The 22,798-nt window shown below is 56.1% G+C and carries 22 protein-coding genes and 4 tRNA genes; 23 read left to right on the top strand and 3 right to left on the bottom strand.

What is annotated here, in order from left to right:
* The first annotated feature begins 5 nt into the window (after positions 1–5).
* The 8 genes from nrdR (at position 6) to PJU76_RS11195 (ending at position 5,473) form a co-directional block, all read left to right on the top strand.
* Positions 6–497 (top strand): transcriptional regulator NrdR, encoded by a 492-nt coding sequence (nrdR, locus tag PJU76_RS11230; protein WP_271779592.1) that lies wholly within the window; start codon positions 6–8, stop codon positions 495–497.
* Complete coding sequence (gene ribD, locus PJU76_RS11225) at positions 487–1,587, top strand: bifunctional diaminohydroxyphosphoribosylaminopyrimidine deaminase/5-amino-6-(5-phosphoribosylamino)uracil reductase RibD (protein WP_271779591.1); 1,101 nt, start codon at positions 487–489, stop codon at positions 1,585–1,587. Before nrdR ends, ribD begins: the two co-directional genes overlap by 11 nt.
* Before the next feature lie 3 nt (positions 1,588–1,590).
* Entirely contained in the window at positions 1,591–2,247 is a 657-nt protein-coding gene (locus PJU76_RS11220) for a riboflavin synthase (RefSeq protein WP_271779590.1), read from the top strand.
* A complete protein-coding gene (gene ribB / locus PJU76_RS11215) occupies positions 2,244–3,377 on the top strand; it encodes a 3,4-dihydroxy-2-butanone-4-phosphate synthase (RefSeq protein WP_271779589.1) in 1,134 nt (377 codons plus the stop codon). Before PJU76_RS11220 ends, ribB begins: the two co-directional genes overlap by 4 nt.
* Entirely contained in the window at positions 3,374–3,838 is a 465-nt protein-coding gene (gene ribH / locus PJU76_RS11210) for a 6,7-dimethyl-8-ribityllumazine synthase (RefSeq protein WP_064218400.1), read from the top strand. The genes ribB and ribH overlap by 4 nt, the downstream gene beginning before the upstream one ends.
* A 9-nt stretch (positions 3,839–3,847) precedes the next feature.
* On the top strand, positions 3,848–4,291 hold the full coding sequence (gene nusB, locus PJU76_RS11205; protein WP_271779588.1) for a transcription antitermination factor NusB: 444 nt from the start codon (positions 3,848–3,850) through the stop codon (positions 4,289–4,291).
* 128 nt (positions 4,292–4,419) lie between these two features.
* Positions 4,420–4,740 carry a DUF2934 domain-containing protein gene (locus tag PJU76_RS11200; RefSeq protein WP_064218402.1) on the top strand — a complete coding sequence of 107 codons (321 nt, stop codon included), beginning with the start codon at positions 4,420–4,422 and terminating at the stop codon, positions 4,738–4,740.
* A 163-nt stretch (positions 4,741–4,903) separates the two neighbouring features.
* Positions 4,904–5,473, top strand: coding sequence for a tetratricopeptide repeat protein (locus PJU76_RS11195; RefSeq protein ID WP_271779587.1), 570 nt, complete (start codon positions 4,904–4,906; stop codon positions 5,471–5,473).
* A gap of 27 nt (positions 5,474–5,500) precedes the next feature.
* On the opposite strand, the gene PJU76_RS11190 is transcribed toward PJU76_RS11195, so the two are convergent.
* The 3 genes from PJU76_RS11190 to PJU76_RS11180 all read right to left on the bottom strand — a co-directional run bounded on the left by PJU76_RS11190 (position 5,501) and on the right by PJU76_RS11180 (position 8,329).
* On the bottom strand, positions 5,501–5,842 hold the full coding sequence (locus tag PJU76_RS11190; protein ID WP_271779586.1) for a LapA family protein: 342 nt from the start codon (positions 5,840–5,842) through the stop codon (positions 5,501–5,503).
* A 48-nt stretch (positions 5,843–5,890) separates the two neighbouring features.
* Entirely contained in the window at positions 5,891–7,582 is a 1,692-nt protein-coding gene (ubiB, locus tag PJU76_RS11185) for a ubiquinone biosynthesis regulatory protein kinase UbiB (RefSeq protein ID WP_271779585.1), read from the bottom strand.
* 99 nt (positions 7,583–7,681) lie between these two features.
* Positions 7,682–8,329 (bottom strand): OmpA family protein, encoded by a 648-nt coding sequence (locus PJU76_RS11180; protein ID WP_271779584.1) that lies wholly within the window; start codon positions 8,327–8,329, stop codon positions 7,682–7,684.
* A 228-nt stretch (positions 8,330–8,557) separates the two neighbouring features.
* Here PJU76_RS11180 and PJU76_RS11175 point away from each other — a divergent pair.
* The 15 genes from PJU76_RS11175 to rpsG all read left to right on the top strand — a co-directional run bounded on the left by PJU76_RS11175 (position 8,558) and on the right by rpsG (position 22,770).
* Positions 8,558–8,642 (top strand) — tRNA-Tyr (locus tag PJU76_RS11175).
* 60 nt (positions 8,643–8,702) lie between these two features.
* Positions 8,703–8,776 (top strand) — tRNA-Gly (locus tag PJU76_RS11170).
* Between the two features lie 8 nt (positions 8,777–8,784).
* A tRNA-Thr gene (locus PJU76_RS11165) sits at positions 8,785–8,860 on the top strand.
* Positions 8,861–8,907: 47 nt separating this feature from the next.
* Positions 8,908–10,098, top strand: coding sequence for an elongation factor Tu (gene tuf / locus PJU76_RS11160; RefSeq protein ID WP_064218407.1), 1,191 nt, complete (start codon positions 8,908–8,910; stop codon positions 10,096–10,098).
* 53 nt (positions 10,099–10,151) lie between these two features.
* Positions 10,152–10,227: transfer RNA gene (locus PJU76_RS11155), tRNA-Trp, on the top strand.
* A 22-nt stretch (positions 10,228–10,249) separates the two neighbouring features.
* A complete protein-coding gene (gene secE, locus PJU76_RS11150) occupies positions 10,250–10,600 on the top strand; it encodes a preprotein translocase subunit SecE (RefSeq protein ID WP_215850402.1) in 351 nt (116 codons plus the stop codon).
* Between the two features lie 6 nt (positions 10,601–10,606).
* Positions 10,607–11,134 carry a transcription termination/antitermination protein NusG gene (gene nusG / locus PJU76_RS11145; protein WP_443603039.1) on the top strand — a complete coding sequence of 176 codons (528 nt, stop codon included), beginning with the start codon at positions 10,607–10,609 and terminating at the stop codon, positions 11,132–11,134.
* Positions 11,135–11,188: 54 nt separating this feature from the next.
* On the top strand, positions 11,189–11,617 hold the full coding sequence (gene rplK / locus PJU76_RS11140) for a 50S ribosomal protein L11 (RefSeq protein WP_014030042.1): 429 nt from the start codon (positions 11,189–11,191) through the stop codon (positions 11,615–11,617).
* A gap of 3 nt (positions 11,618–11,620) precedes the next feature.
* Positions 11,621–12,313 carry a 50S ribosomal protein L1 gene (rplA, locus tag PJU76_RS11135; protein ID WP_271779583.1) on the top strand — a complete coding sequence of 231 codons (693 nt, stop codon included), beginning with the start codon at positions 11,621–11,623 and terminating at the stop codon, positions 12,311–12,313.
* A gap of 144 nt (positions 12,314–12,457) precedes the next feature.
* On the top strand, positions 12,458–12,979 hold the full coding sequence (gene rplJ, locus PJU76_RS11130) for a 50S ribosomal protein L10 (RefSeq protein WP_064220031.1): 522 nt from the start codon (positions 12,458–12,460) through the stop codon (positions 12,977–12,979).
* Between the two features lie 29 nt (positions 12,980–13,008).
* Positions 13,009–13,395, top strand: a complete 387-nt coding sequence (gene rplL / locus PJU76_RS11125; protein WP_215861659.1) for a 50S ribosomal protein L7/L12 — start codon at positions 13,009–13,011, stop codon at positions 13,393–13,395.
* 122 nt (positions 13,396–13,517) lie between these two features.
* Positions 13,518–17,606, top strand: coding sequence for a DNA-directed RNA polymerase subunit beta (gene rpoB / locus PJU76_RS11120; RefSeq protein WP_271779582.1), 4,089 nt, complete (start codon positions 13,518–13,520; stop codon positions 17,604–17,606).
* A gap of 32 nt (positions 17,607–17,638) precedes the next feature.
* Entirely contained in the window at positions 17,639–21,793 is a 4,155-nt protein-coding gene (gene rpoC, locus PJU76_RS11115) for a DNA-directed RNA polymerase subunit beta' (protein WP_271779581.1), read from the top strand.
* Positions 21,794–21,900: 107 nt separating this feature from the next.
* On the top strand, positions 21,901–22,272 hold the full coding sequence (rpsL, locus tag PJU76_RS11110; RefSeq protein ID WP_010641426.1) for a 30S ribosomal protein S12: 372 nt from the start codon (positions 21,901–21,903) through the stop codon (positions 22,270–22,272).
* A gap of 27 nt (positions 22,273–22,299) precedes the next feature.
* Positions 22,300–22,770, top strand: coding sequence for a 30S ribosomal protein S7 (gene rpsG / locus PJU76_RS11105; protein ID WP_064220035.1), 471 nt, complete (start codon positions 22,300–22,302; stop codon positions 22,768–22,770).
* Positions 22,771–22,798 lie beyond the last annotated feature (28 nt).

Below are 22,798 nucleotides of genomic sequence, written 5' to 3'. Positions count from 1 at the left end.
TATTCATGCGCTGTCCGTTCTGTGCCTACGCCGATACCCGCGTGGTGGATTCCCGCCTCGCGGATGATGGCGGGAGTGTACGGCGGCGGCGCGAATGTCCGGAGTGCGGGCAACGCTTCACCACCTTTGAACGGGCAGAGCTGGCGCTGCCTATGGTCGTCAAGACCGATGGGCGACGCGAATCTTTCAATGAAGACAAACTCCTGCGCGGACTGACCCGGGCGTTGAGCAAACGACCGGTGGCGACGGCGCGGGTGGATGCCGCCGTGCGAATGATCCAGCGGCGTATCCGCGAACGCGGTGAGCGGGAGATTCCGGCGCGTCTCATCGGCGAGCTGGTGATGGAGGCTTTGCGGGACCTCGACCCCGTCGCCTATGTGCGTTTTGCCTCGGTCTATCGGCGCTTTGAAGATGTCGACGCCTTCAGCGCTGAAATCGCGCGGATGAAAGAAGGAGAGGCCCCCGGCGAGGGAGATGGCTCGGCTCGTGACGGTTGAGCAGGATGCCGTCTTTATGGCGGAGGCCTTGGTGCTTGCTGAGCTAGGGTTGTACAGCACACATCCTAATCCGTGCGTGGGCGCCGTGCTGGTCAAAGACGGATTCGTCGTTGGACGGGGTGCCCACTTACAGGCCGGCAAACCGCATGCCGAAAGGTTCGCGCTCGCGGAAGCCGGTCATGCGGCGCGTGGTGCCACCGCTTATGTTACCCTGGAACCTTGTAGCCATCAGGGCCGCACTCCGCCCTGTGCGGATGCGCTCATTGCCGCGGGCGTGGCGCGGGTTGTGATCGCCATGCGCGACCCCAATCCTTTGGTGGCGGGGCGCGGCGTGGAACGTTTGCGCGCTGCCGGGGTTGTGGTTGAAGAGGGCTGTCTGGCGGCGGCGGCGGAAACCTTAAATTCCGGATTTTTGCAGCGGATGCGTCATGGCCGCCCCTGGGTGCGGCTCAAGCAGGCCATGAGTCTGGATGGCCGGGTGGCGCTCGCCAACGGGCAAAGCCAATGGCTGACGGGGGAGGCAGCGCGCGCAGATGTGCAGCAGGAGCGGGCGCGCGCCAGTGCCATCCTTGTTGGTATCGGTACGGTGCTGGCCGATAATCCCCGCCTGGCGCCACGTTTGGCGGTGGCCCCACGGCGCTATCCGGTGAAAATTGTTTTGGACACCCATTTGCGTACCCCCCCCGATGCGGCACTTTTTAGTACGCCGGGCGAGGTATGGATTTGTCACCATCAGAATGCCCCAAATGCCGCTCAGGGGGCATTGCGCGCCGCCGGTGCGGAGTTGCTGTCTTGCCATGGAACGGGAGAGGGGTTGGACTGGCAGGAAGTGATGACTATGTTCGCTCAACGCGAAATGAATGATATTTTGGTAGAAGCCGGGCCAAGTATCGCCGCTTCCTTATTCACCGCCGGTTTGGTCGACGAATGGCTGCTCTATGTGGCACCGCTGCTGCTCGGGCAGGATGCGCGCCCAGTACTTGTGACCGGCCCCTATGTGAATCTCGCGGAGGTGCCGCGCTGGTCGGTGATCAATACCACGCAACTGGGCGACGATATCAAGTGGACGTTGCGTCCGCAGGAGCGATAAGCGATGTTTACCGGAATTATTCAGGCCTTGGGCCAGATTCGCGGTATGGTACCGCAGAATGGTGACTTGCGGATGATTGTCGCCACCGGGAAACTTGATCTCAGCGATGTCCAATTGGGTGACAGTATTGCGGTTTCCGGTGTTTGCCTGACGGTGGTGGAACTCCAGCGCGATGCTTTTGCCGTCGATGTATCTCGCGAAACCCTCGACAAAACCCTTCTTGGTCATCTGCGGCCGGGCAGCCCGGTCAATTTGGAAAAGGCCTTGCGTCTGGCCGATCGCCTGGGGGGCCATTTGGTCGCTGGCCATGTGGATGGTGTCGGACATGTTCGCGACGTGAGCGCATCGGGACGTTCGCAGGTGTTTGCCATTGCCGCGCCGCCGAATCTGCTGCGTTATATTGCCGCCAAGGGCAGCATTTGCGTGGACGGCATCAGCCTGACCATAAATGCGCTCCATGGTGACCTGTTTATGCTCAATATTATTCCCCACACGCTAGCGCAGACGACGGCCGCGCAGTGGCGTTCCGGACAGGCGGTTAATCTGGAGGTGGATCTTGTCGCTCGTTATGTGGAGCGTTGGGTGGCCACAGACCCCGGGTCCGGGTTAAAATCGAAAATTACAGGTGATTCGCTGGCCGCAAAAGGGTTCCTCGCATGAGCAGTGCCAAAATCAGTCCCGCCGAGGACATCATTGCCGACATTGCTGCCGGACGCATGGTGATCCTGATGGATGATGAGGGGCGTGAAAACGAAGGCGATCTCATTATGGCGGCAGAATTCGTGACGCCCACCGCTATCAACTTCATGGTCTCGCAGGCGCGAGGTCTGGTGTGTTTGCCCCTCACCCGCGAGCGTTGCGAGCAATTGCGCCTCCCGCAGATGGTAGGCCACAACACTGCCAGCCTAGGCACCGCGTTCACGGTCTCGATCGAGGCTGCCCGTGGTGTCACCACCGGCATTTCCGCCGCCGACCGCGCCGCGACGATTCAGGCGGCCATCGCTGATGATGCGGGTCCTGAGGATATCGTGATGCCTGGACACATATTTCCGTTAGCGGCGGAAGCCGGCGGTGTCCTGGTCCGTGCCGGTCATACGGAAGCGGCGGTAGACCTTGCCCGACTGGCTGGCTGCAAACCCGCTGGCGTCATCTGCGAAATTCTCAACGCCGATGGTGAAATGGCGCGTTTGCCCGACCTGCTTCCCTATGCGGCGGAGCACGGCCTCAAAATTGGCACTATTGCCGACCTCATCCGTTATCGCCTGGAGCGGGAGCGCATCGTACAGCGCGAGGCGAGCGGCCCGTGGCACACGCCATACGGCGCCTTCCAGCTCCATATCTATCGTGACTGGGTCGCCCGCGAAACGCATTTCGCCTTGGTCCTTGGCGACCTGGAAGCGCGTGATGAACCCGTACTGGTGCGGGTACAGGTCGGCAAAATACTGAATGATCTGTTCGCTGGTGAAGCCAGTCCAAGCACTGTGGCTTTGCGGCGCATCGCTGAGGAAGGTCGCGGTGTGCTGGTTTACCTCCATCACCAGGAGAGTATCGAAGAACTCCTGCGGGAGGTTGCCGCGCTGCCTGAAAAACCCAAGGGGCCGGGTCAGGCCGGAGACGCCGGACGTGTTCTGCGCACTTTTGGTATTGGTGCCCAGATTCTCTCCGATCTGGGGGTACATCAGGCGGTGGTCCTGAGCGACAGCCAGTTTCAGTACCGTGGTATCGGCGGTTTCGGTCTGGAGATCGTCGGCCAGCGTCCCTTTCAAGAAGTTTCCGAGGATGAGTCATGATTCGTCATATCGACGGCAGTTTGCAGGCTGGTGAGCATCGTTTTGCCCTGTTGGTCAGTCGCTTCAACAACTTTATCACCCAGCAGTTGGAGCAGGGAGCCATCGACGCGTTGCGCCGTCACGGTGCCGAAGAAGAACAGCTCCACGTCGTTTATGTTCCCGGTGCTTATGAAATGCCGCTGGTCGCGCAGAAACTGGCGCGCAGCGGTAATTACGATGCAGTGATTTGTTTGGGCGCGGTGATTCGTGGCAGTACCCCGCATTTCGATTATGTCGCGGCCGAAGTGTCCAAGGGGGTGGCCCAGGTATCCATGGATACGGGGGTCCCGGTAATTTTTGGGGTGCTGACCACGGATAGCATTGAGCAGGCCATTGAGCGCGCCGGTACCAAAGCGGGTAATAAAGGCTTTGATGCGGCGATGACTGCGCTGGAAATGGTGCAGTTATTGCGTCAGATCTGAACAGCGCCCATGAAAATAAATCGTCGCCGTCTGGCGCGTCAAGCTGCCGTTCAGGCCCTCTATCAGTGGCAAATGAATCCTGGTTACTGCACAGAGATTGAGTTGCAATTTACCTCTGACCCTGAGCGCTTGCAGGGCGCTGATGTCGTTTTCTTCAAAAGTCTCTGGCAAGGGGTTTGTGCCGCCATTCCCGGACTGGACCTTGCCATTGCTCAAGAAATTCAGGATCGCCGCTGGGCCGACGAGGTCAGCGAAGTCGAACGGGCGATTTTGCGTCTGGCCGCCTACGAGTTGCGGGATCATCCGCAAACCCCCTATCGGGTGGTCATTAACGAGGCGATAGAACTAGGTAAGGACTTCGGTGCCGAACAGGGCCATCGTTTTGTGAACGCTGTCCTGGATAAGTTGGCGCAGAAGTGGCGGGCGACAGAGATATTGCAGGCTACTCGTTAACAGATCAAAAGTGGCCTGTTTTCGCTCTTTACTCTAATGTGGGCAGAGTTACCCTGCGCTTTGAAAGCTCCGCTATCTTGTGCTATTACACACAATGGTCTTTTGCGCGTTGTCCAAGGAGTACAGTCATGGCGGAAGAACAACCTAAAAAACGAGTCAGAAAGCCGAAGGAAGTCTCAGCAGGACCCGAGACAGCACCGACCCGTCGCACGACGGCGCCAGAGGTGGTTTCTGCGTCTAAGATGCACCCCGCCCGCGTCCGTAAGCCGGTCAAAATGCCATCTGGTGGTACACGTACGACGTCTTCCGCAGTGTCTGCGGCGGATCGTCAGCGCATGATTGCAGAATGTGCTTACTACCTTGCCGAGAGTCGCGGTTTTGCTGGGGGTGATTGCGAGGCAGACTGGTACGCAGCGGAGACCTGGATCGATAACCAGCTATCCGCTTAGCGCGCCCGGTATGGCGCGCGGCAGGGAGATGGCCGGGCGCTGTCGGCTTCTGTTGAGGCTTAAGTTTTGGTTCGCGGGCTGGCTAAAAACTTCTGGCGATATACGGGCTTTTTGGTGTAGCCTCGCCACTTGGAAGGTGTCGTCTAAACTGCCTGGAGTTTCTATGCGCGCTCATCATGATTTCACTAAACCGTTCCTCGCTGCGTGTGGTGCAGCACTTTTGGTGCTTTCGACCTCCTTGGCCGACGCGCAGTCTGCATCCAAGGCAGACTTGGAGGATATGGCTATTACCCACCCCGCCGATCTTACCACCGCCAAGCTCGAAAACACGATTGGCACCCGCTGTGCCCTAGGTGATGGGGTTCCGCAAAATTATGGTTTGGCTGCACAGTGGTTTGATAAGGCCGCCCTCCATGGTTATGCCAAGGCAGAATATAACCTCGGCATGCAGTATTATTTCGGGCAAGGTGTCAGTAAGGACAGGACCAAAGCGGCTTACTGGTGGGAGAAGGCGGCAGCGCAGGGTATCGCCGCCGCTCAGTACAACTTGGGTAATCTCTATTTCTTGGGGCAAGGGGTTCCGCAGGACTATGGTAAGGCAAGCCTCTGGTGGCGCAAGGCGGCAGCACTCGGAAATACCCAGGCGACCAGGAACCTGGCCACTTTGGCACGCCTGCACCCGGAGTACCAAACAGTGGCTGCCGTCGAGAAAAAGACCGTAGGCGCGCCTTGAGGCGCCGCTAATCGTTTAGTCAGCGTTTTATTCTGTGTCGTCGGTCGCTATGCCGTTGCTTTTCTGGACGCGCATAGCGGCGGCATGCTCCTTTTCGATGTACTCCCGCTTACCGCGTTCGACATTGAGTCGCCCTTCAAGATCGGCGACATGTCGTTCATGGCGACGAATTTTCAACTTATTACGGATATGTGTGGGTAGATAAATCAGCATGCTCGCAATAAAACCGGCGACGAAACCACTGAGCAGGACCACGCCTTGGGATTGTGCGAACGTCCATGAGAAGAAATGAATAGCAGCGGGCGCTCCGTTCTGAACTGCAAAAATGACCGCCAGTGCCGCTATCAAAAAAGAAACGACCATCCACATGGCACCCTCCTTTATCTTCATTGTTTATGTGCTTGCTGTAACGGAACCTTACATACGTTCACCGCGCCTAAAAAACACCCTATGCACCCAACTGGTCCCGGCCCAGAGTGTCATCGGCAGGATGATCAACCAAGCCCATACGGGTAAATTTAGTATCTGGCTATTCAAGCGATGTTCCAGCGCCGCGATAATGCCTAATCCTACCACAGTAAATATACCGCCCACGCCATAGGTAAGTTTTTGCAACCCATGATGTAGTTCTTGCCGAATACCGTCGATGTCGCTATTGCGAATTACCAGAGGCAGTTCTCCCTGTTGGGTTTGGCGCAGGATATTATGTAGGAGTACCGGTATTTCGGGCAGCACTAATCCCCACTGTGGGAAGTATTGTTTAATCTCTGACCACCAGCCCCGCGGACCGCGCTGGCGACTGAGCCATTCCGTCAGTAGTGGCGTGGCGATTTCCCAGATATTGAGTGCCGGGTTGAAATCGCGGGCAATGCCTTCGACATTGACCAGCGTTTTTTGGAGCAGCAGGAGTTGTGGCTGAGTTTGCATTTGAAAAGTGCGCGTCGTCTGGAAGAGACGAAGCAAAAGACTGGCGACGGATATTTCATTCAAGGGCTTTTCAAATACCGGCTCCGCAATGGCACGGATGGCCGTTTCGAAATCCTGTACGTTGGTGTCTGGTGGTACCCATCCGGCTTCCACATGCGCTTCTGCTACGCGCCGGTAGTCGCGTCGAAAAAATGCGATCATATTTTCGGCGAGGTAATGCTGGCTTGCGTCATCCAGGCTCCCCATGATGCCGAAATCAACGGCGATAAAGCGCCCATTCTTCGGATCAATAAAGACGTTGCCGGGGTGCATATCCGCATGAAAATAGGCATCGCGAAAGACTTGGCGAAAAAAGATTTCTGCGGCGCGTCGCGAGAGTTGGTCAAAATCAATGCCAGCGTCACGCAGTGCATCGCGTTGACCGATGGGGATGCCATAAATGCGCTCCATCACCAATACCGGGGGCGCGCAGTAATCCCAATATATTTCTGGCACATAGAGCAGATCAGGTTCTGCGAAAAAATTACGCCGCAACTGGCTGGCATTGGCTGCCTCGCGTAGCAAATCCAGTTCACCGCGAATGGTTTTGGCATATTCCGCAACAATCGCACGAATTTTCAGGCGCCGACCTTCTTGAGAATAGCGCTCCGCGAGATCGGCGAGCAGGGCGAGTATCGCTAGGTCTTGATCAATAATCCGTTGCAGACCGGGGCGTCGGACTTTGATCGCCACCTCGCGCCCGTCCAGTAATTGTCCAAAGTGTACTTGGGCAATAGATGCCGCCGCCGCAGGCCGATCCTCAAATTGAGAGAAGACCGTTCCAATCGGTTTGCCCAGCGCTGCCTCGATAATCTGCCGGGCGACGTTTGACGGGAAAGGGGGTACCGCATCCTGAAGTTTCGCAAGTTCTTGAGTGATATGGTCGGGAAGCAAATCTCGGCGGGTTGAAAGCATTTGTCCGAGTTTGATAAAGGTGGGTCCCAGTGTTTCGAGTGCTTCGCGCAAGCGTTCAGCGAAGGTGCCCTGCGGGCGCGGTCCTAACCAGGCCATGGGGCTAAGGCGGAGAATGGCCTGATAGGGTTTTAACAATGGGAGGAAATAAAGCACATCGTCCAGGCGGTAACGCACTAGAACGCGGGTGATGTGTAGCGTACGCACAAAACGGAGGAAGAACTGTCGCATGGCGACTAGTCTATCATGGAAATGATGCCGCGCACTGTCATGGCCGGGGCAAAAAAAAGCGAGCCTTGGTGGGCTCGCCCTTGTAGCACTGAGAAGAAATTACCGAACGGTCTTCTGAACCTTGATGCTGGAATTGATTTCCACACGCTGGTTCAGAAATCGACCCTGCGGCGTAGCGTTGGTGGCGACTGGATTATCGTAGGAGTGGCCTTTCAATACCATGCGATCGCTCGTCACTCCATGTTGCGTCAGGTACTGCGCTACACTGCGGGCGCGCAGCTTGGACAATTTAAGATTATATGCGTAACTGCCCACCTTGCTGCAATAGCCATTGACGTCGAGTACGGCATCTGGGTGGTTTTTTGCAAAACCGGCCACCTGGTCCAGTACCTTGATGTCATGATCCAGAAGTTTGTATGAATCAAATTTAAAGTTGATGCCGGTAATGGTGATTGGTTTGCTCACCAGAATTGTCTGCTCCACCGGCGCGATGGGGGCAGGCGTTGGCGCGGGAGGCGTCGGCGCGACCGCCACGGGGACGGGGGCGGGAGCGGGGGCGCAATGGGCAGGCACCGGGCCATCAGTGACCGGGCGCCCGCCACGCACGCAGATACCCGTACTGGTGACAAGGGGCTTGGCGCCGTGATCTATGGCATAACCCACGTAGCCATCACCCGCATAAGCGGCGTTGGCGAAAAGGCCGCCACTGATGGCAACCAGCAGTGCGATACGTTTAGTATGTAGCATTATTAAAACCCTCCTCTCTCAAGCCCAGGCGAAGCTGCCCGGCAAAAAATCTTGACCACTTCTGTGGAGGATGTTGTAAATGGACAACTTTGTCAAGGCGCCGAAGGCGCTGCATACGCATAAGCCATTAAAATGCTGGCCACTGTGCCAGAGGTGACCAGAACACCCACAAGCGCGAAGTCACTTGACAAAGAAGAGCCTGAGCCGCACAATGCGCCGCTAATCGTGGGAGGGGTTCCCGAGCGGTTAAAGGGATCAGACTGTAAATCTGACGGCTCTGCCTTCGGAGGTTCGAATCCTCCCCCCTCCACCATTTGAATTTTGTGGTGTCGCGCGCTGAGCGCAGGGCTAGATGGTCTAAGTTTTAATTTGTGCGGGTGTAGTTCAACGGTAGAACCTCAGCCTTCCAAGCTGATGGTGTGGGTTCGATTCCCATCACCCGCTCCAGTGTTCAGGCCCACATAGCTCAGTCGGTAGAGCACTTCCTTGGTAAGGAAGAGGTCACCGGTTCGAATCCGGTTGTGGGCTCCATATTTTTTGGTTTTTGCTTGGGTCTGGTATTCTTGGGGGAGTGTCTGATGTCCAAAGGGAAATTTGAGCGGACGAAGCCGCATGTGAACGTGGGAACGATTGGTCATGTGGACCATGGCAAGACCACATTGACGGCGGCGCTGACGAAGGTGTTGTCGGCGAAGTTTGGTGGTGAGGTTCGCGCTTATGATCAGATTGACAATGCGCCGGAAGAGCGGGCACGAGGGATCACGATTGCGACCTCGCACGTGGAGTACGAGACGGAAAATCGCCACTATGCCCACGTGGACTGTCCAGGTCACGCCGACTACGTGAAGAACATGATCACTGGTGCCGCGCAGATGGATGGTGCCATTTTGGTTTGTTCGGCGGCCGACGGTCCGATGCCCCAGACCCGCGAACACATTTTGCTTGCCCGCCAGGTGGGCGTTCCCTATATAGTGGTGTTTCTGAACAAGGCCGACATGGTGGACGACGCCGAGTTGCTGGAACTGGTTGAAATGGAAGTGCGGGAGCTACTTTCCAAGTACGAGTTTCCAGGCGATGACATTCCGGTGATTATCGGTTCCGCGCTCAAGGCCTTGGAAGGGGATCAGAGTGACATTGGCGAGCCGGCTATTTACAGGCTGGCCGAGGCAATGGACAGTTACATTCCGATGCCCGAGCGTCCCATTGACAAGCCCTTTCTGATGCCGATTGAAGACGTGTTTTCCATTTCAGGCCGGGGCACGGTGGTGACCGGGCGCATTGAGCGTGGGATAGTCAAGATAGGCGATGAAATTGAGATTATTGGCATACGTGATACGGCCAAGAGCATTGTCACCGGTGTTGAGATGTTCCGCAAGATTCTGGATCAGGGTCAGGCTGGGGACAACGTTGGTGTTTTGCTGCGTGGCACGAAGAAAGATGACGTAGAGCGTGGGCAGGTGTTGGCGAAGCCCGGTAGTATCAAGCCGCACACGCGTTTTGAAGCCGAAGTGTATGTATTGTCGAAGGAAGAGGGTGGTCGTCACACGCCGTTTTTCAATGGTTATCGTCCGCAGTTTTACTTCCGTACCACGGACGTAACGGGTGCGGTGGAATTACCGGAAGGTGTGGAGATGGTGATGCCTGGGGACAACATTTTGTTCAAGGTAGCGCTGATTGCACCGATTGCGATGGAAGAAGGTTTGCGTTTTGCGGTGCGCGAAGGTGGACGTACCGTTGGCGCCGGCGTGGTCTCAAAGGTGGTCGAGTAAGGTTTCAGGTTGTTAGTGTTGAACGGCGGCATTGTCCGCCGTTTGCCGTCTGCAGGGCAGTAGCTCAATTGGTAGAGCAGCGGTCTCCAAAACCGCAGGTTGGGGGTTCGAGCCCCTCCTGCCCTGCCATTATTAAAAAGGTGTGGTGTTCATGTCGGAAAAAGTGAAGCTCTATTTTGCGGCAGGATTGGCTGCCCTCGGGGTGTTCGCCTATTTCCTCATTCCCATCCACCTCGGTACGTATTACCCTGGTACTGCGCTCATTCTGGCTTTGTTGGTTGCCGCAGGCTTTTTCGCTTCCAGTAACTACGGCAAAACACTTCTGACTTTTTTTCGGGAGGCTTATGTCGAGTTGCTGAAGGTGGTTTGGCCGACGCGTCCCGAGGTCTTACGTAGTACAGCCATCATCATCGGTTTGATCGCTATAATCGCGATCTTCCTGTGGCTGGTGGATTTGGCACTCCTTGGGGTGGTGCGGCTGCTACTCGGAGGAGTCGCGTAAATGTCTATGCGTTGGTATGTAGTTCATGCGTTCTCGGGCTTCGAGAGAAAAGTGCAGGCAGAGATCCGCGAGCGTGCCAATCGGGAAGGGCTTGCCGATAAATTTGGCGAGATCCTCGTTCCTATTGAGGAAGTGGTGGAAATGCGAAATGGCCAAAAAACCAACTCGCAACGGATGTTCTACCCTGGCTATGTCCTGGTACAGATGGAAATGGACGATGTCAGTTGGCACCTTGTCAAAAGTACGCCGCGGGTCACCGGGTTTGTTGGTGGCTCTGTGGGCCGCCCACATCCGCTGAGCGACGCGGAGACCGACGCCATCATGGACCGTATCAAGGAAGGCGTTGAGAAGCCGCGTCCGAAATTCAGCTTTGATGCCGGTGAGCAGGTGCGCGTTGTAGATGGCCCGTTCAAGGATTTTAACGGTGTCGTCGAAGAAGTGAACTTCGAAAAAAGCAAGCTGCGGGTTTCGGTGACCATTTTTGGCCGCTCTACGCCGGTGGAATTGGATTTTGGTCAGGTCGAAAAGGCCTGATTGTTTTCAACAGAGGGAGCCTGACGGCATTTGCACCTCGCAGGAGTTAAGTAAATGGCAAAGAAAATAACCGGATATATTAAGCTGCAGGTGAAGGCCACACAAGCTAATCCGAGCCCGCCTATTGGCCCGGCCTTGGGGCAGCGCGGATTAAACATCATGGAATTCTGTAAAGCGTTCAATGCCCAGACACAGGGTATTGAACCGGGGTTGCCATTGCCAGTGGTTATCACCGTTTTCGCGGACAAAAGTTTCACTTTTGAAGTGAAGACGCCACCGGCAGCCGTATTGTTGATGAAGGCGGCCGGGCTGAAGAAGGGCAGTGGTCGCCCCAATACGGTAAAAGTAGGTCATGTGACCGAAGCGCAGGTCGAAGAAATCGCCAAAACAAAAATGCCTGATCTCAACACGCAGGATATTGAATCAGCAAAGCGCAGCGTGCGTGGTACCGCCCGTAGTATGGGCCTGACGGTGGAGGGCTGAAACATGGCGACGAAATCTAAGCGTACACTTGCTATCAAAGCGATGGTGGATCGGAACAACCGTTACGCGATTGAGGAAGCCCTCGAACTTGTTAAGAAAATGGCCACGGCAAAATTCGATGAGTCGGTAGATGTGGCGGTGGGTCTGGGTATTGATCCGCGCAAATCGGATCAGGTGGTACGTGGCGCGGTGGTGCTTCCCAATGGTACCGGAAAGCACATGCGGGTGGCCGTCTTCGCGACAGCCGATAAAGCGACCGAGGCGCGCGAAGCCGGTGCCGACATCGTCGGCATGGAAGATCTTGCGGAGCAGGTGAAGGCCGGACATATGGAATTTGATGTGGTGATTGCTACACCCGATGCCATGCGTGTGGTGGGCACACTGGGCCCAGTGTTGGGTCCCCGTGGTTTGATGCCGAACCCTAAAGTGGGGACGGTGACTACAGATATACGTACGGCCGTAATCAATGCCAAGGGTGGGCAGGTGCGTTATCGTGCCGACAAGGGTGGTATTGTGCATAGCACAATCGGCAAGTCTTCCTTCGAGGTGAAGGCATTGCATGAAAATCTGTTGGCGCTGATCGACAGTCTGCGTAAAGCCAAGCCGAGCACCAGTAAAGGTATATATATCCGTAAAGTGAGTATCTCCCCGACCATGGGTCCTGGTGTCGCCGTGGATCTCGGCGGCCTCGGTTAAAGATTTCCGTCTCTGGGCGGGAAGGTCGGCGTAAGCCGGCGTACGAAGACCGCAGGGGGCGCAAGCCTTAATGATTTTCCCTGCGTAGGCGACGGCGTGCCAAACCTTTTGGCCGCCTCGGTTTAGATAGGAGGTGACATTCACGTGAGTCTTAAACTCGCAGAAAAGGAACAAGTCGTCACCGCTTTGCAAGCCAAACTCATTGGGGCGCAAGCCGCAGTGGTGGCGGAATATCGCGGTTTGACGGTGGCACAAATGACGGTTTTCCGGGCAGAAGCACAAAAGCAGTCGGTGCATGTGCAGGTTGTGAAAAACACGCTGTTGAAGCGTGCCCTCGCGGGAACATCCTTCACGGTGATGGACCCCTTGTTAAAGGGTCCTTTGGTGTTTGCGGCGGCGGAGGACCCTGTTGCCCTTGCCAAGCTCTTCACCGACCATGCAAAGCGTTTCGACAAACTGGTTATTACCGGTGGCGTGCTTAGTGGCAAGCAAATCGATGCGGCGGCAATAACGCAGTTGAGCAAAATGCCTTCGCGTGAGGAGTTGCTGGCCAGATTGCTCGGCACCATGCTGGCACCGGTTTCCGGCCTTGTCCGCACCCTTAACGAGGTCCCGAGCCGTTTTGTTCGGACCTTGGCGGCAGTCCGCGATCAACGCGCTGCCTAATTCACTATTGAACTGAAGGAGTTGGTAAAATGGCATTGTCCAAAGTAGAAATTTTAGACGCTATTGCTGGTATGACCGTACTGGAGCTGTCTGAGCTTATCAAAGAAATGGAAGAGAAGTTTGGCGTGTCTGCGGCGGCTGTCGCGGTTGCGGCACCCGCTGGTGGCGCGGCGGGTGGCGAGGGTGCGGCGGCTGTAGAAGAGCAGACCGAATTTGACGTTATCCTGACCGCTGCCGGTGCCAACAAGGTCAACACCATCAAGGTGGTGCGGGCCATTACTGGTCTTGGCCTGAAGGAAGCGAAGGACCTGGTCGACGGTGCGCCGAAGCCAGTGAAGGAAGGCGTAGCTAAGGCTGAAGCCGAAAGCGTCAAAGCGCAGCTCGTCGAGGCCGGTGCCGAGGCGGAGATCAAATAATCTGTAGTAAATAGGGTAAACTTATCGGCTGGCGGCGTAAAGCGCTGCCAGCCCCCCATTGTTTGCGGAAAGCAGCTTTAACCGCTTGCCCCTGAACCATGCAGTCGTCGCGCGGAGCATCCATGGCCTACTCTTTTACTGAAAAGAAACGGATTCGTAAAGACTTTGGCAAAAGCCAGAGCATTCTTGCTGTGCCATATCTGCTGGCTACGCAGATGGATTCCTACCGGGAGTTTCTCCAGGAGTCTGTGTCCCCGGCAGCGCGAAAAGCAACGGGTTTGGAAGCTGTTTTCCGCTCGATTTTTCCGATGGAGAGCTATTCTGGCAATGCCACGCTGGATTATGTTTCATACCGTCTCGAAAAACCGGTGTTCGATGTGGTTGAGTGCCGTCAGCGTGGACTGACGTATTGTGCCGGATTGCGTGTGCGTCTGCGCTTGGCGGTGATGGAAAAAGACGACGCCACGGGGGCCAAGCGCGTTAAGGACGTGAAGGAGCAAGACGTCTACATGGGCGAACTGCCGCTGATGACTGAGCACGGTTCTTTCGTGATCAACGGCACCGAGCGTATTATCGTTTCGCAGTTGCATCGTTCGCCGGGCGTTTTCTTCGATCATGATCGCGGTAAGACCCATTCTTCGGGAAAGCTTCTTTTTAACGCGCGCATCATCCCTTACCGGGGCTCGTGGTTAGACTTCGAATTTGATCCCAAGGATCACGTCTATGCGCGTATCGATCGCCGTCGCAAATTGCCGGCAACGACCCTTCTGCGCGCGTTAAACTACAGCACTCAAGACATTCTTGAGATGTTTTTTGATACAGAGACTTTCCGTATCATTGACGGTGATCTGCGATATGTCTTAATCCCCCAGCGGTTGCAGGGTGAAATGGCGACTTTTGATATCGCCAATCCGCAGACCGGTGAAGTATTGGTGCAGACGGGCAAACGAATTACTGCACGTCAAACGAAAGCGCTCGCCGAGGTTCCAGGCATGCACGAGATCCCCGTGCCGGATGCCTTCCTTCTGGGTAAGGTTGCCGCCAGGGATGTCGTGCACCCAGAAACCGGCGAAGTGCTTGTGCAGGCTAATGAGCCAATAAGTGGTGAGGTCCTGGATCTTCTGCGTCAAGGGCCATCGCTTACGCTACACACCTTATATATCAATGAACTGGATCGTGGGCCTTACATTTCTGAAACGTTGCGCGTCGATACGTCGCGTGATGCCCACGAGGCGCAGATGGAAATCTATCGCCTGATGCGTCCGGGTGAACCACCGACGAAGGACGCGGCCCAGAACCTCTTCCAGGGACTTTTCTTCAGCCCGGATCGCTATGATCTGTCTGCTGTAGGCCGCATGAAGTTCAATCGCAGGGTGAATCGCGACGAGATTACTGGTCCTGGCGTACTCAATAACGAGGATATTGTCGCGGTGCTCAAGGTGCTGATTGCCCTGCGTAACGGTGTCGGCGAGATTGATGACATCGACCATCTTGGTAACCGGCGAGTGCGCTCAGTCGGCGAATTGATGGAGAACCAGTTCCGCCTCGGTCTGGTACGCGTCGAGAGAGCCGTGAAGGATCGTCTCGCGCTAGCCGAGAGCGAGGGCCTCACCCCCCAGGATCTCATTAACGCCAAGCCCATTGCGGCGGTGGTCAATGAGTTCTTCGGCTCCAGCCAGCTTTCCCAGTTTATGGATCAGACCAATCCACTTTCGGAGGTCACCCATAAACGCCGGGTTTCCGCACTGGGGCCGGGTGGCTTGACCCGTGAGCGGGCGGGTTTCGAGGTGCGTGACGTACATCCGACACATTACGGACGTATCTGCCCGATTGAAACGCCAGAAGGTCCGAATATTGGTTTGATCAATAGCTTGTCCTGCTATGCACGCACTAATTCCTATGGTTTTCTTGAAACGCCCTATCGACGCGTTGTCGATTGCCGTGCGACCGATGAGATCGAATACCTGTCGGCTATTGAAGAGGGTAATTATATGATTGCCCAGGCGAACTCCGCGGTGGACGAAAATGGTGTGCTGACCGACGAACTCGTCTCTTGTCGACACAAGAACGAATTCACCCTGGCGAATCCCGACCAAGTTCAGTTCATGGATGTTTCGCCGCGACAAATCGTCTCGGTGGCGGCCAGTATGATCCCCTTCCTGGAGCATGATGACGCTAACCGCGCCTTGATGGGTTCTAATATGCAGCGCCAGGCGGTACCGACGGTGCGCTCTGACGCGCCGATGGTGGGCACGGGCATGGAGCGGGTGGTCGCCATCGATTCTGGTGCGGCGGTTGTCGCGCGGCGTGGCGGTGTGGTGGATATCGTCGATGGCGCCCGCATCGTCATTCGCGTCAATGATGAGGAAACCTTGCCGGAAGAGCCCGGTGTGGACATTTACAACCTTGTGAAGTACGCACGTTCGAACCAAAACACGACACTGAATCAGCGCCCCGTGGTCAAGGTGGGTGATTTGGTCAGTTGCGGCGATGTGCTAGCCGATGGGCCGAGTACGGAGATGGGTGAACTGGCTCTTGGTCAAAATATTCTAGTGGCCTTTATGCCCTGGAACGGCTACAACTTTGAGGACTCGATCTTGATTTCGGAGCGGGTGGTGGCTGAAGACCGCTATACCACCATTCATATCGAGGAGTTCTCGGTCTTCGCGCGTGACACCAAGCTGGGACCGGAGGATATTACCCGGGATATTCCCAACGTCGCGGAGGGCGCCTTGCGCCACCTCGATGAGTCCGGCATCGTGGTTATCGGTGCGGAATTGGCGCCGGGTGACATTCTCGTCGGCAAGGTCACGCCCAAGGGGGAGACCCAGTTGACGCCGGAAGAGAAACTCCTGCGAGCGATCTTCGGTGAAAAGGCCTCCGACGTGAAAGATAACTCCATGCGGATGCCGGCCGGTATGTATGGCACGGTGATCGACGTGCAGGTCTTTACCCGCGACGGTATCGAGAAGGATAACCGCGCCAAGTCCATTGAGGAGCACGAGCTCGCACGGATTCGTAAGGATCTGAACGATCAGTATCGTATCGTTGAGGAAGACAGTTATCAGCGTATCGAACGTCAGCTTATTGGTAAGGTTGCTGAGGGTGGCCCCAACGGCCTTGTGGCCGGAAACAAAGTGACAAAGGCCTATCTGAAGGATTTGCCGCGCAGCAAATGGTTTGAGATCCGTTTGCGCACGGAAGAAAGCAACGAGTCCCTGGAGCAGATCCGTGCCCAGCTCGAAGACCAGCGCCAACGTCTCGACGCGGTACTCGAAGAAAAGCGGCGCAAGCTGACGCAAGGGGATGATCTGAGCCCAGGTGTTCTGAAGATGGTTAAAGTGCATGTGGCCATCAAAAGACACTTGCAGCCCGGCGATAAGATGGCCGGACGCCACGGCAACAAAGGTGTGGTATCGAAGATCGTTCCCGTAGAAGATATGCCTTATCTTGCCGACGGTACGCCGGTAGATATTGTGCTCAATCCGCTGGGCGTGCCGTCACGAATGAACGTGGGACAGATTCTCGAAACCCACTTGGGGTGGGCGGCTAAGGGTCTGGGTAAGAAAATCGGCGGGATGCTGGATAGTGAGGTCGCCATGTCAGAAATGCGCGCCTTTCTCGCGGAGATCTATAATCGCTCTGGTAAAAAAGAGGATCTCGACAATCTGACTGATCAGGAAATACGCGAGCTCGCCATGAATCTTCGCGGTGGCGTGCCCATGGCGACCCCGGTCTTTGATGGCGCTTCTGAAGAGGATATCCGCGATATGCTGGAGTTGGCGGATTTGCCGCGCAGCGGTCAGGTCACGCTGTATGATGGGCGGACCGGTGATGCCTTTGACCGTCCGGTAACGGTGGGCTATCTCTACATGCTCAAGCTCCATCACCTGGTGGATGACAAGATGCATGCCCGTTCCACCGGACCTTACAGTCTGGTCACCCAGCAACCCTTAGGCGGCAAGGCCCAGTTTGGTGGCCAGCGCTTCGGTGAAATGGAGGTGTGGGCGTTGGAGGCCTATGGTGCGGCTTACACCCTGCAGGAAATGCTCACCGTGAAGTCGGACGACGTAAGCGGGCGCAGCAAAATGTATGAATCCATCGTCAAGGGTGATTTCCGCATGGATGCCGGAATGCCGGAGTCTTTCAATGTGCTGTTGAAAGAACTGCGCTCTTTGGGTATCGATATTGAATTGGAACAATCCAAATAAATTTCCGCCCGCGGCGGGCAAGGGTGAATGCCTTGAAAGACTTATTAAAGCTCTTCAAACAAAACGATCAGCAAGAAGAATTCGATGCGATTCGAATCGGTATCGCGGCCCCTGACAAGGTGCGGTCATGGTCTTTTGGCGAAGTAAAAAAGCCGGAAACGATCAATTACCGGACCTTCAAGCCGGAGCGCGAGGGGCTGTTCTGTGCCAAAATTTTTGGGCCGATCAAAGACTACGAGTGCCTCTGTGGTAAGTACAAGCGTCTTAAGCACCGCGGCGTAGTCTGTGAAAAGTGTGGCGTTGAGGTGACTCAGGCGCGAGTTCGGCGTGAGCGGATGGGACATATTGAACTTGCCAGCCCCGTCGCGCATATCTGGTTTCTCAAATCTCTGCCGAGCCGCATGGGCATGATTCTCGATATGCCCCTGCGCGATATCGAACGGGTCCTTTATTTTGAGGCGTATGTGGTGGTTGATCCGGGTGTGACTGCCCTTGAGCGCGGAAACATCCTCACCGAAGACCAGTATTTGGACGCTTTAGAAGAGCACGGTGACGAATTCACGGCCAAAATGGGTGCCGAAGGTATCCGCGACTTGCTGCGCGGTATTCCGCTGACTCAAGAAATTGAACGGATCCGCAATGAGCTGCGGGAGAGCAACTCCGATACAAAAACCAAGAAGTTTAGCAAGCGCCTCAAGATTCTGGAAGGCTTTGAGCAGTCCGGCAATCGTCCCGAGTGGATGATCTTGGAAGTGCTCCCTGTTCTGCCACCGGATCTGCGCCCGCTGGTACCGCTGGACGGCGGGCGCTTCGCGACCTCTGATCTCAATGATCTCTATCGGCGCGTTATTAACCGCAACAACCGATTGAAGCGCCTGCTAGAGCTGAAGGCGCCGGATATCATTGTCCGTAACGAAAAGCGTATGTTGCAGGAAGCAGTGGATGCGCTTCTGGATAATGGACGTCGCGGGCGCGCCATCTCCGGCCCCAACAAGCGTCCGCTCAAGTCGCTGGCGGACATGATCAAAGGTAAGCAGGGTCGTTTCCGCCAGAATCTGCTCGGCAAACGGGTGGATTATTCCGGCCGGTCCGTTATCGTCGTCGGACCCGAGCTGCGTTTGCATCAGTGCGGGTTGCCGAAGAAAATGGCCCTGGAGCTGTTCAAGCCCTTCATCTTTAACAAGTTGGAGGAACGTGGCCTGGCGACCACAATCAAGGCCGCCAAGCGCCTGGTTGAGCAGGAAAAGCCGGAGGTCTGGGACATCCTTGAAGAGGTGATCCGCGAACATCCGGTGATGCTCAACCGCGCACCTACCTTGCACCGTCTTGGTATACAGGCTTTTGAGCCGATACTGATCGAAGGTAAGGCCATTCAACTGCACCCGCTGGTGTGCGCCGCGTATAACGCCGATTTCGATGGCGATCAGATGGCAGTGCATGTCCCGCTTTCGCTGGAGGCACAACTGGAAGCGCGGACATTGATGATGTCCACCAACAATATTCTGAGCCCGGCCAACGGGGAACCGGTAATTGTGCCGTCTCAGGACATTGTACTCGGACTTTATTACGTCAGTCAGGAGCGTGCGGACGCGAAGGGCGCTGGTGGTGTTTTCGCGGATACGGCGGAAGTGCGGCGTGCTTACGAGACCGGCAACCTGGGACTGCACGCTCGAATCATCGTCCGTTTTCGCGGGGAACGTATGGACACCACGGCAGGACGCGCCCTGCTTGGAGATATTCTTCCCGAAGGCCTCCCCTTTAGTGTGATCAACCGGGTGCTAAAGAAAAAGGTGATCGGTGAACTGATCAATATCTGTTACCGCCGCCTGGGTGTTAAAGACACCGTTATTTTTGCCGACCAATTGATGTATACAGGCTTTCGCATGGCTACGCGTGCGGGCATTTCCTTCGGTGCGGGAGACATGGTGACCCCCCCGGAAAAGGAAGGCATCCTGGCGCGGTCCGAGGATGAGGTTAAAGCCATTCAGGACCAATATACCTCTGGTCTGGTGACCGAGGGCGAACGCTATAACAAGGTTGTCGATATCTGGTCGCGCGCTACGGATGAAGTCGCCAAGGCCATGATGGACCGGGTCAGCAAAGATACGGTGTCCTTGCCCGATGGCAGATCGGTCCAGCAGGATTCGTTCAACTCTATATTTATGATGGCCGATTCCGGGGCGCGTGGTTCTGCGGCACAGATCCGTCAGCTCGCCGGTATGCGCGGCCTGATGGCAAAGCCTGACGGCTCAATTATTGAAACCCCCATTACCGCGAATTTCCGTGAAGGTCTCAACGTTCTGCAGTACTTCATCTCCACCCACGGTGCCCGTAAGGGTCTTGCCGACACCGCGCTAAAAACGGCGAACTCCGGATATTTAACGCGGCGTCTGGTGGATGTGACCCAGGATCTGGTCGTGGTTGAGACCGATTGCGGTTCGGAGGAAGGTCTACCCATGACCTCTCTCGTGGAGGGCGGTGAGGTCATCGAACCACTGCGCGACCGCGTACTGGGTCGCGTAGTGGCGGAAGACGTGGTTCATCCCAACACCGGTGAGGTCATCATTGCCCGCAATACCCTGCTCATGGAGCAGCACTTGGGTCAATTGGACGAGTTGGGTGTAGATGCCCTGAAGGTGCGTTCGCCGCTGACCTGTCGTTCACGGCATGGTGTCTGTGCGCTGTGTTACGGACGTGATCTGGCGCGTGGCCATCTGGTCAATGCGGGCGAAGCGGTCGGCGTTATCGCCGCCCAGTCCATTGGCGAACCAGGTACCCAGTTGACTATGCGCACCTTTCACATTGGTGGTGCGGCCAGTCGGTCTGCGGCGCAGAGCAGCATCGATATCAAGCAGGGCGGGGTGTTCCGTTACCAGCCCAACCTTCGGTTGGTCACCCACTCCAGTGGGCGGCATGTAGTCGTCGGACGGAATGGTGAGGTGACGGTCACCGATGAACAGGGGCGTGAAAAGGAGCGTTACAAAGTACCTTACGGCGCGACCATTCTGGTGGATGACAATGCACCGGTTACGGCAGGTCGGCGGGTGGCGGAGTGGGATCCGCATACGCGGCCTATTGTCAGCGAAGTCGGTGGTCGAATTTCTTTGAAGGATGCGGTGGAGGGCACGAGCGTGGCCATTCAAACCGACGAAATCACGGGGCTGTCGACGCTTGTCGTCATCGATGCTAAACAGCGCCCATTGCAGGGTCGCGATTTGCGACCGGTAATCAGTTTGCTGGATGAGCATGGCCAGGATCTGAAATTGCCGGGCACTGATTTGCCTGCACGTTATTTCCTGCCGGCAAAGGCGATTATCGCGGTGCATGAGGGTATGGAAATTCATCCCGGTGACATTCTGGCACGTCTGCCGGTGGGTACCACCAAGACGCGCGACATTACCGGCGGTCTGCCCCGTGTGGCTGAACTCTTTGAGGCACGACGTCCCAAGGACTTCGCTGTCATCGCGGAGCACGAGGGCATCATTGGCTTCGGCAAAGACACCAAAGGTAAGCAGCGACTGATCATCACCGACGAGAATGGGGACCAGCACGAGTATCTTATTCCTAAAGGTCGCCACGTGACGGTCTACGAGGGCGAGCGGGTTAGTCCCGGTGAGCAGCTTGTAGAGGGGCAGCCGGTTCCGCATGATATTTTGCGCGTATTAGGTGTGCAGGCCTTGGCCAATTACATCGTCGATGAAGTGCAGGATGTATACCGTCTGCAGGGCGTGCGTATCAATGATAAGCATATCGAGGTGATCCTGCGCCAGATGCTGCGCAGGGTCGAGGTGACATTTAGTGGGGATAGCTCCTTTATTCCCGGCGACCAGGTGGACCGGGCGCGGGTTGAAGATGAAAATATCAAGCTTGAAGCCGTTGGCAAAGAACTGGCGCGCTTCACCCCGATGCTGTTGGGTATCACCAAGGCAAGCCTGTCCACGGAATCCTTCATCTCGGCGGCGAGTTTCCAGGAAACCACCCGCGTACTCACCGAGGCCGCCGTATCGGGCAAGGTGGACGACTTACGAGGTCTAAAGGAAAACGTCATTGTTGGACGACTGATCCCCGCAGGGACGGGTCTCGCTTATCATGAGCATCGTCGGCGACTGAATCGCGGGGAGCCTGTCCATTCCGTGGAGCAGGCGGTGCGGAGTGATCTCTCCGTATCGGTAACCGAAACCCAGTAATTGGTTATGTGACTAAGACTTGCCTTGACAGTCAAGACAAGTCTAACTAGAATGCGCCCTCTCATCGATGAGGGCGGGCTGTCATCATCGTACTCTGGAGATTGTAAATGCCCACATTAAATCAGCTCGTGCGTAAGCCACGTAAGCGGCCTGTCGCCAAAAGCAAGGTTCCTGCCTTGGACGCTAACCCGCAGAAGCGAGGGGTGTGTACCCGTGTCTACACGACAACCCCTAAAAAGCCCAACTCAGCGTTGCGTAAGGTCGCCCGTGTGCGTCTCACGAATGGTTTTGAGGTCAGTAGTTATATTCCGGGTGAGGGTCACAACCTGCAAGAGCACTCGGTGGTGCTGATTCGCGGTGGTCGCGTAAAGGATCTTCCCGGTGTGCGCTATCACATCGTGCGTGGCACCCTGGATACGGCTGGCGTTAAAAACCGTAAGCAGTCGCGTTCCAAGTATGGCGCCAAGCGTCCCAAGTAAGCATTAATTGTAAGGAGTTGTTGCGCCATGCCAAGACGTCGTGAAGTACCCAAGCGGATTGTCCTGCCGGATCCCAAGTACAAAGAAGAAGTGATTGCCAAGTTCGCTAACGTAATGATGCGCGATGGCAAAAAGAGCACCGCTGAAAAAATCGTTTACGGCGCCCTGGAAATGGTGGCGGAGCGTAGCAAGAGCGACGCCCTCGAAATATTCCGCAAAGCTATCGACAACGTGCGGCCTGTGGTGGAAGTAAAAAGCCGCCGCGTCGGTGGTGCTACCTACCAGGTGCCCGTGGAAATCCGTTCGGATCGACGGATGGCTCTGGCCATGCGCTGGCTGCGCGACTCGGCGCGTAAGCGTAACGAAAAGTCCATGGGCAATCGCCTCGCGGCGGAAATTCTCGAAGCGGCTGAAAATCGCGGTAATGCGGTTCGCAAGCGCGAGGAGACCCACCGTATGGCTGAAGCCAATAAGGCCTTTGCACATTTCCGCTGGTAACTGGTTGCACCTTACGCACAAGGACTGA

This window comes from Acidithiobacillus ferriphilus (assembly GCF_028215975.1).
GTDB classification, from domain to species: Bacteria; Pseudomonadota; Gammaproteobacteria; order Acidithiobacillales; family Acidithiobacillaceae; genus Acidithiobacillus; species Acidithiobacillus ferriphilus.
This window is presented reverse-complemented; position numbering and strand designations above follow the sequence as displayed.

Excerpts from the sequence above, each read along its gene's own strand:
- nrdR (WP_271779592.1), top strand. The coding sequence starts at position 6 with ATGCGCTGTCCGTTCTGTGCCTACGCCGATACCCGCGTGGTGGATTCC.
- PJU76_RS11220 (WP_271779590.1), top strand. The coding sequence starts at position 1,591 with ATGTTTACCGGAATTATTCAGGCCTTGGGCCAGATTCGCGGTATGGTA.
- ribB (WP_271779589.1), top strand. The coding sequence starts at position 2,244 with ATGAGCAGTGCCAAAATCAGTCCCGCCGAGGACATCATTGCCGACATT.
- ribH (WP_064218400.1), top strand. The coding sequence starts at position 3,374 with ATGATTCGTCATATCGACGGCAGTTTGCAGGCTGGTGAGCATCGTTTT.
- nusB (WP_271779588.1), top strand. The coding sequence starts at position 3,848 with ATGAAAATAAATCGTCGCCGTCTGGCGCGTCAAGCTGCCGTTCAGGCC.
- PJU76_RS11200 (WP_064218402.1), top strand. The coding sequence starts at position 4,420 with ATGGCGGAAGAACAACCTAAAAAACGAGTCAGAAAGCCGAAGGAAGTC.
- PJU76_RS11195 (WP_271779587.1), top strand. The coding sequence starts at position 4,904 with ATGCGCGCTCATCATGATTTCACTAAACCGTTCCTCGCTGCGTGTGGT.
- PJU76_RS11190 (WP_271779586.1), bottom strand. The coding sequence starts at position 5,842 with ATGTGGATGGTCGTTTCTTTTTTGATAGCGGCACTGGCGGTCATTTTT.
- ubiB (WP_271779585.1), bottom strand. The coding sequence starts at position 7,582 with ATGCGACAGTTCTTCCTCCGTTTTGTGCGTACGCTACACATCACCCGC.
- PJU76_RS11180 (WP_271779584.1), bottom strand. The coding sequence starts at position 8,329 with ATGCTACATACTAAACGTATCGCACTGCTGGTTGCCATCAGTGGCGGC.
- tuf (WP_064218407.1), top strand. The coding sequence starts at position 8,908 with ATGTCCAAAGGGAAATTTGAGCGGACGAAGCCGCATGTGAACGTGGGA.
- secE (WP_215850402.1), top strand. The coding sequence starts at position 10,250 with ATGTCGGAAAAAGTGAAGCTCTATTTTGCGGCAGGATTGGCTGCCCTC.
- nusG (WP_443603039.1), top strand. The coding sequence starts at position 10,607 with ATGCGTTGGTATGTAGTTCATGCGTTCTCGGGCTTCGAGAGAAAAGTG.
- rplK (WP_014030042.1), top strand. The coding sequence starts at position 11,189 with ATGGCAAAGAAAATAACCGGATATATTAAGCTGCAGGTGAAGGCCACA.
- rplA (WP_271779583.1), top strand. The coding sequence starts at position 11,621 with ATGGCGACGAAATCTAAGCGTACACTTGCTATCAAAGCGATGGTGGAT.
- rplL (WP_215861659.1), top strand. The coding sequence starts at position 13,009 with ATGGCATTGTCCAAAGTAGAAATTTTAGACGCTATTGCTGGTATGACC.
- rpoB (WP_271779582.1), top strand. The coding sequence starts at position 13,518 with ATGGCCTACTCTTTTACTGAAAAGAAACGGATTCGTAAAGACTTTGGC.
- rpsL (WP_010641426.1), top strand. The coding sequence starts at position 21,901 with ATGCCCACATTAAATCAGCTCGTGCGTAAGCCACGTAAGCGGCCTGTC.
- rpsG (WP_064220035.1), top strand. The coding sequence starts at position 22,300 with ATGCCAAGACGTCGTGAAGTACCCAAGCGGATTGTCCTGCCGGATCCC.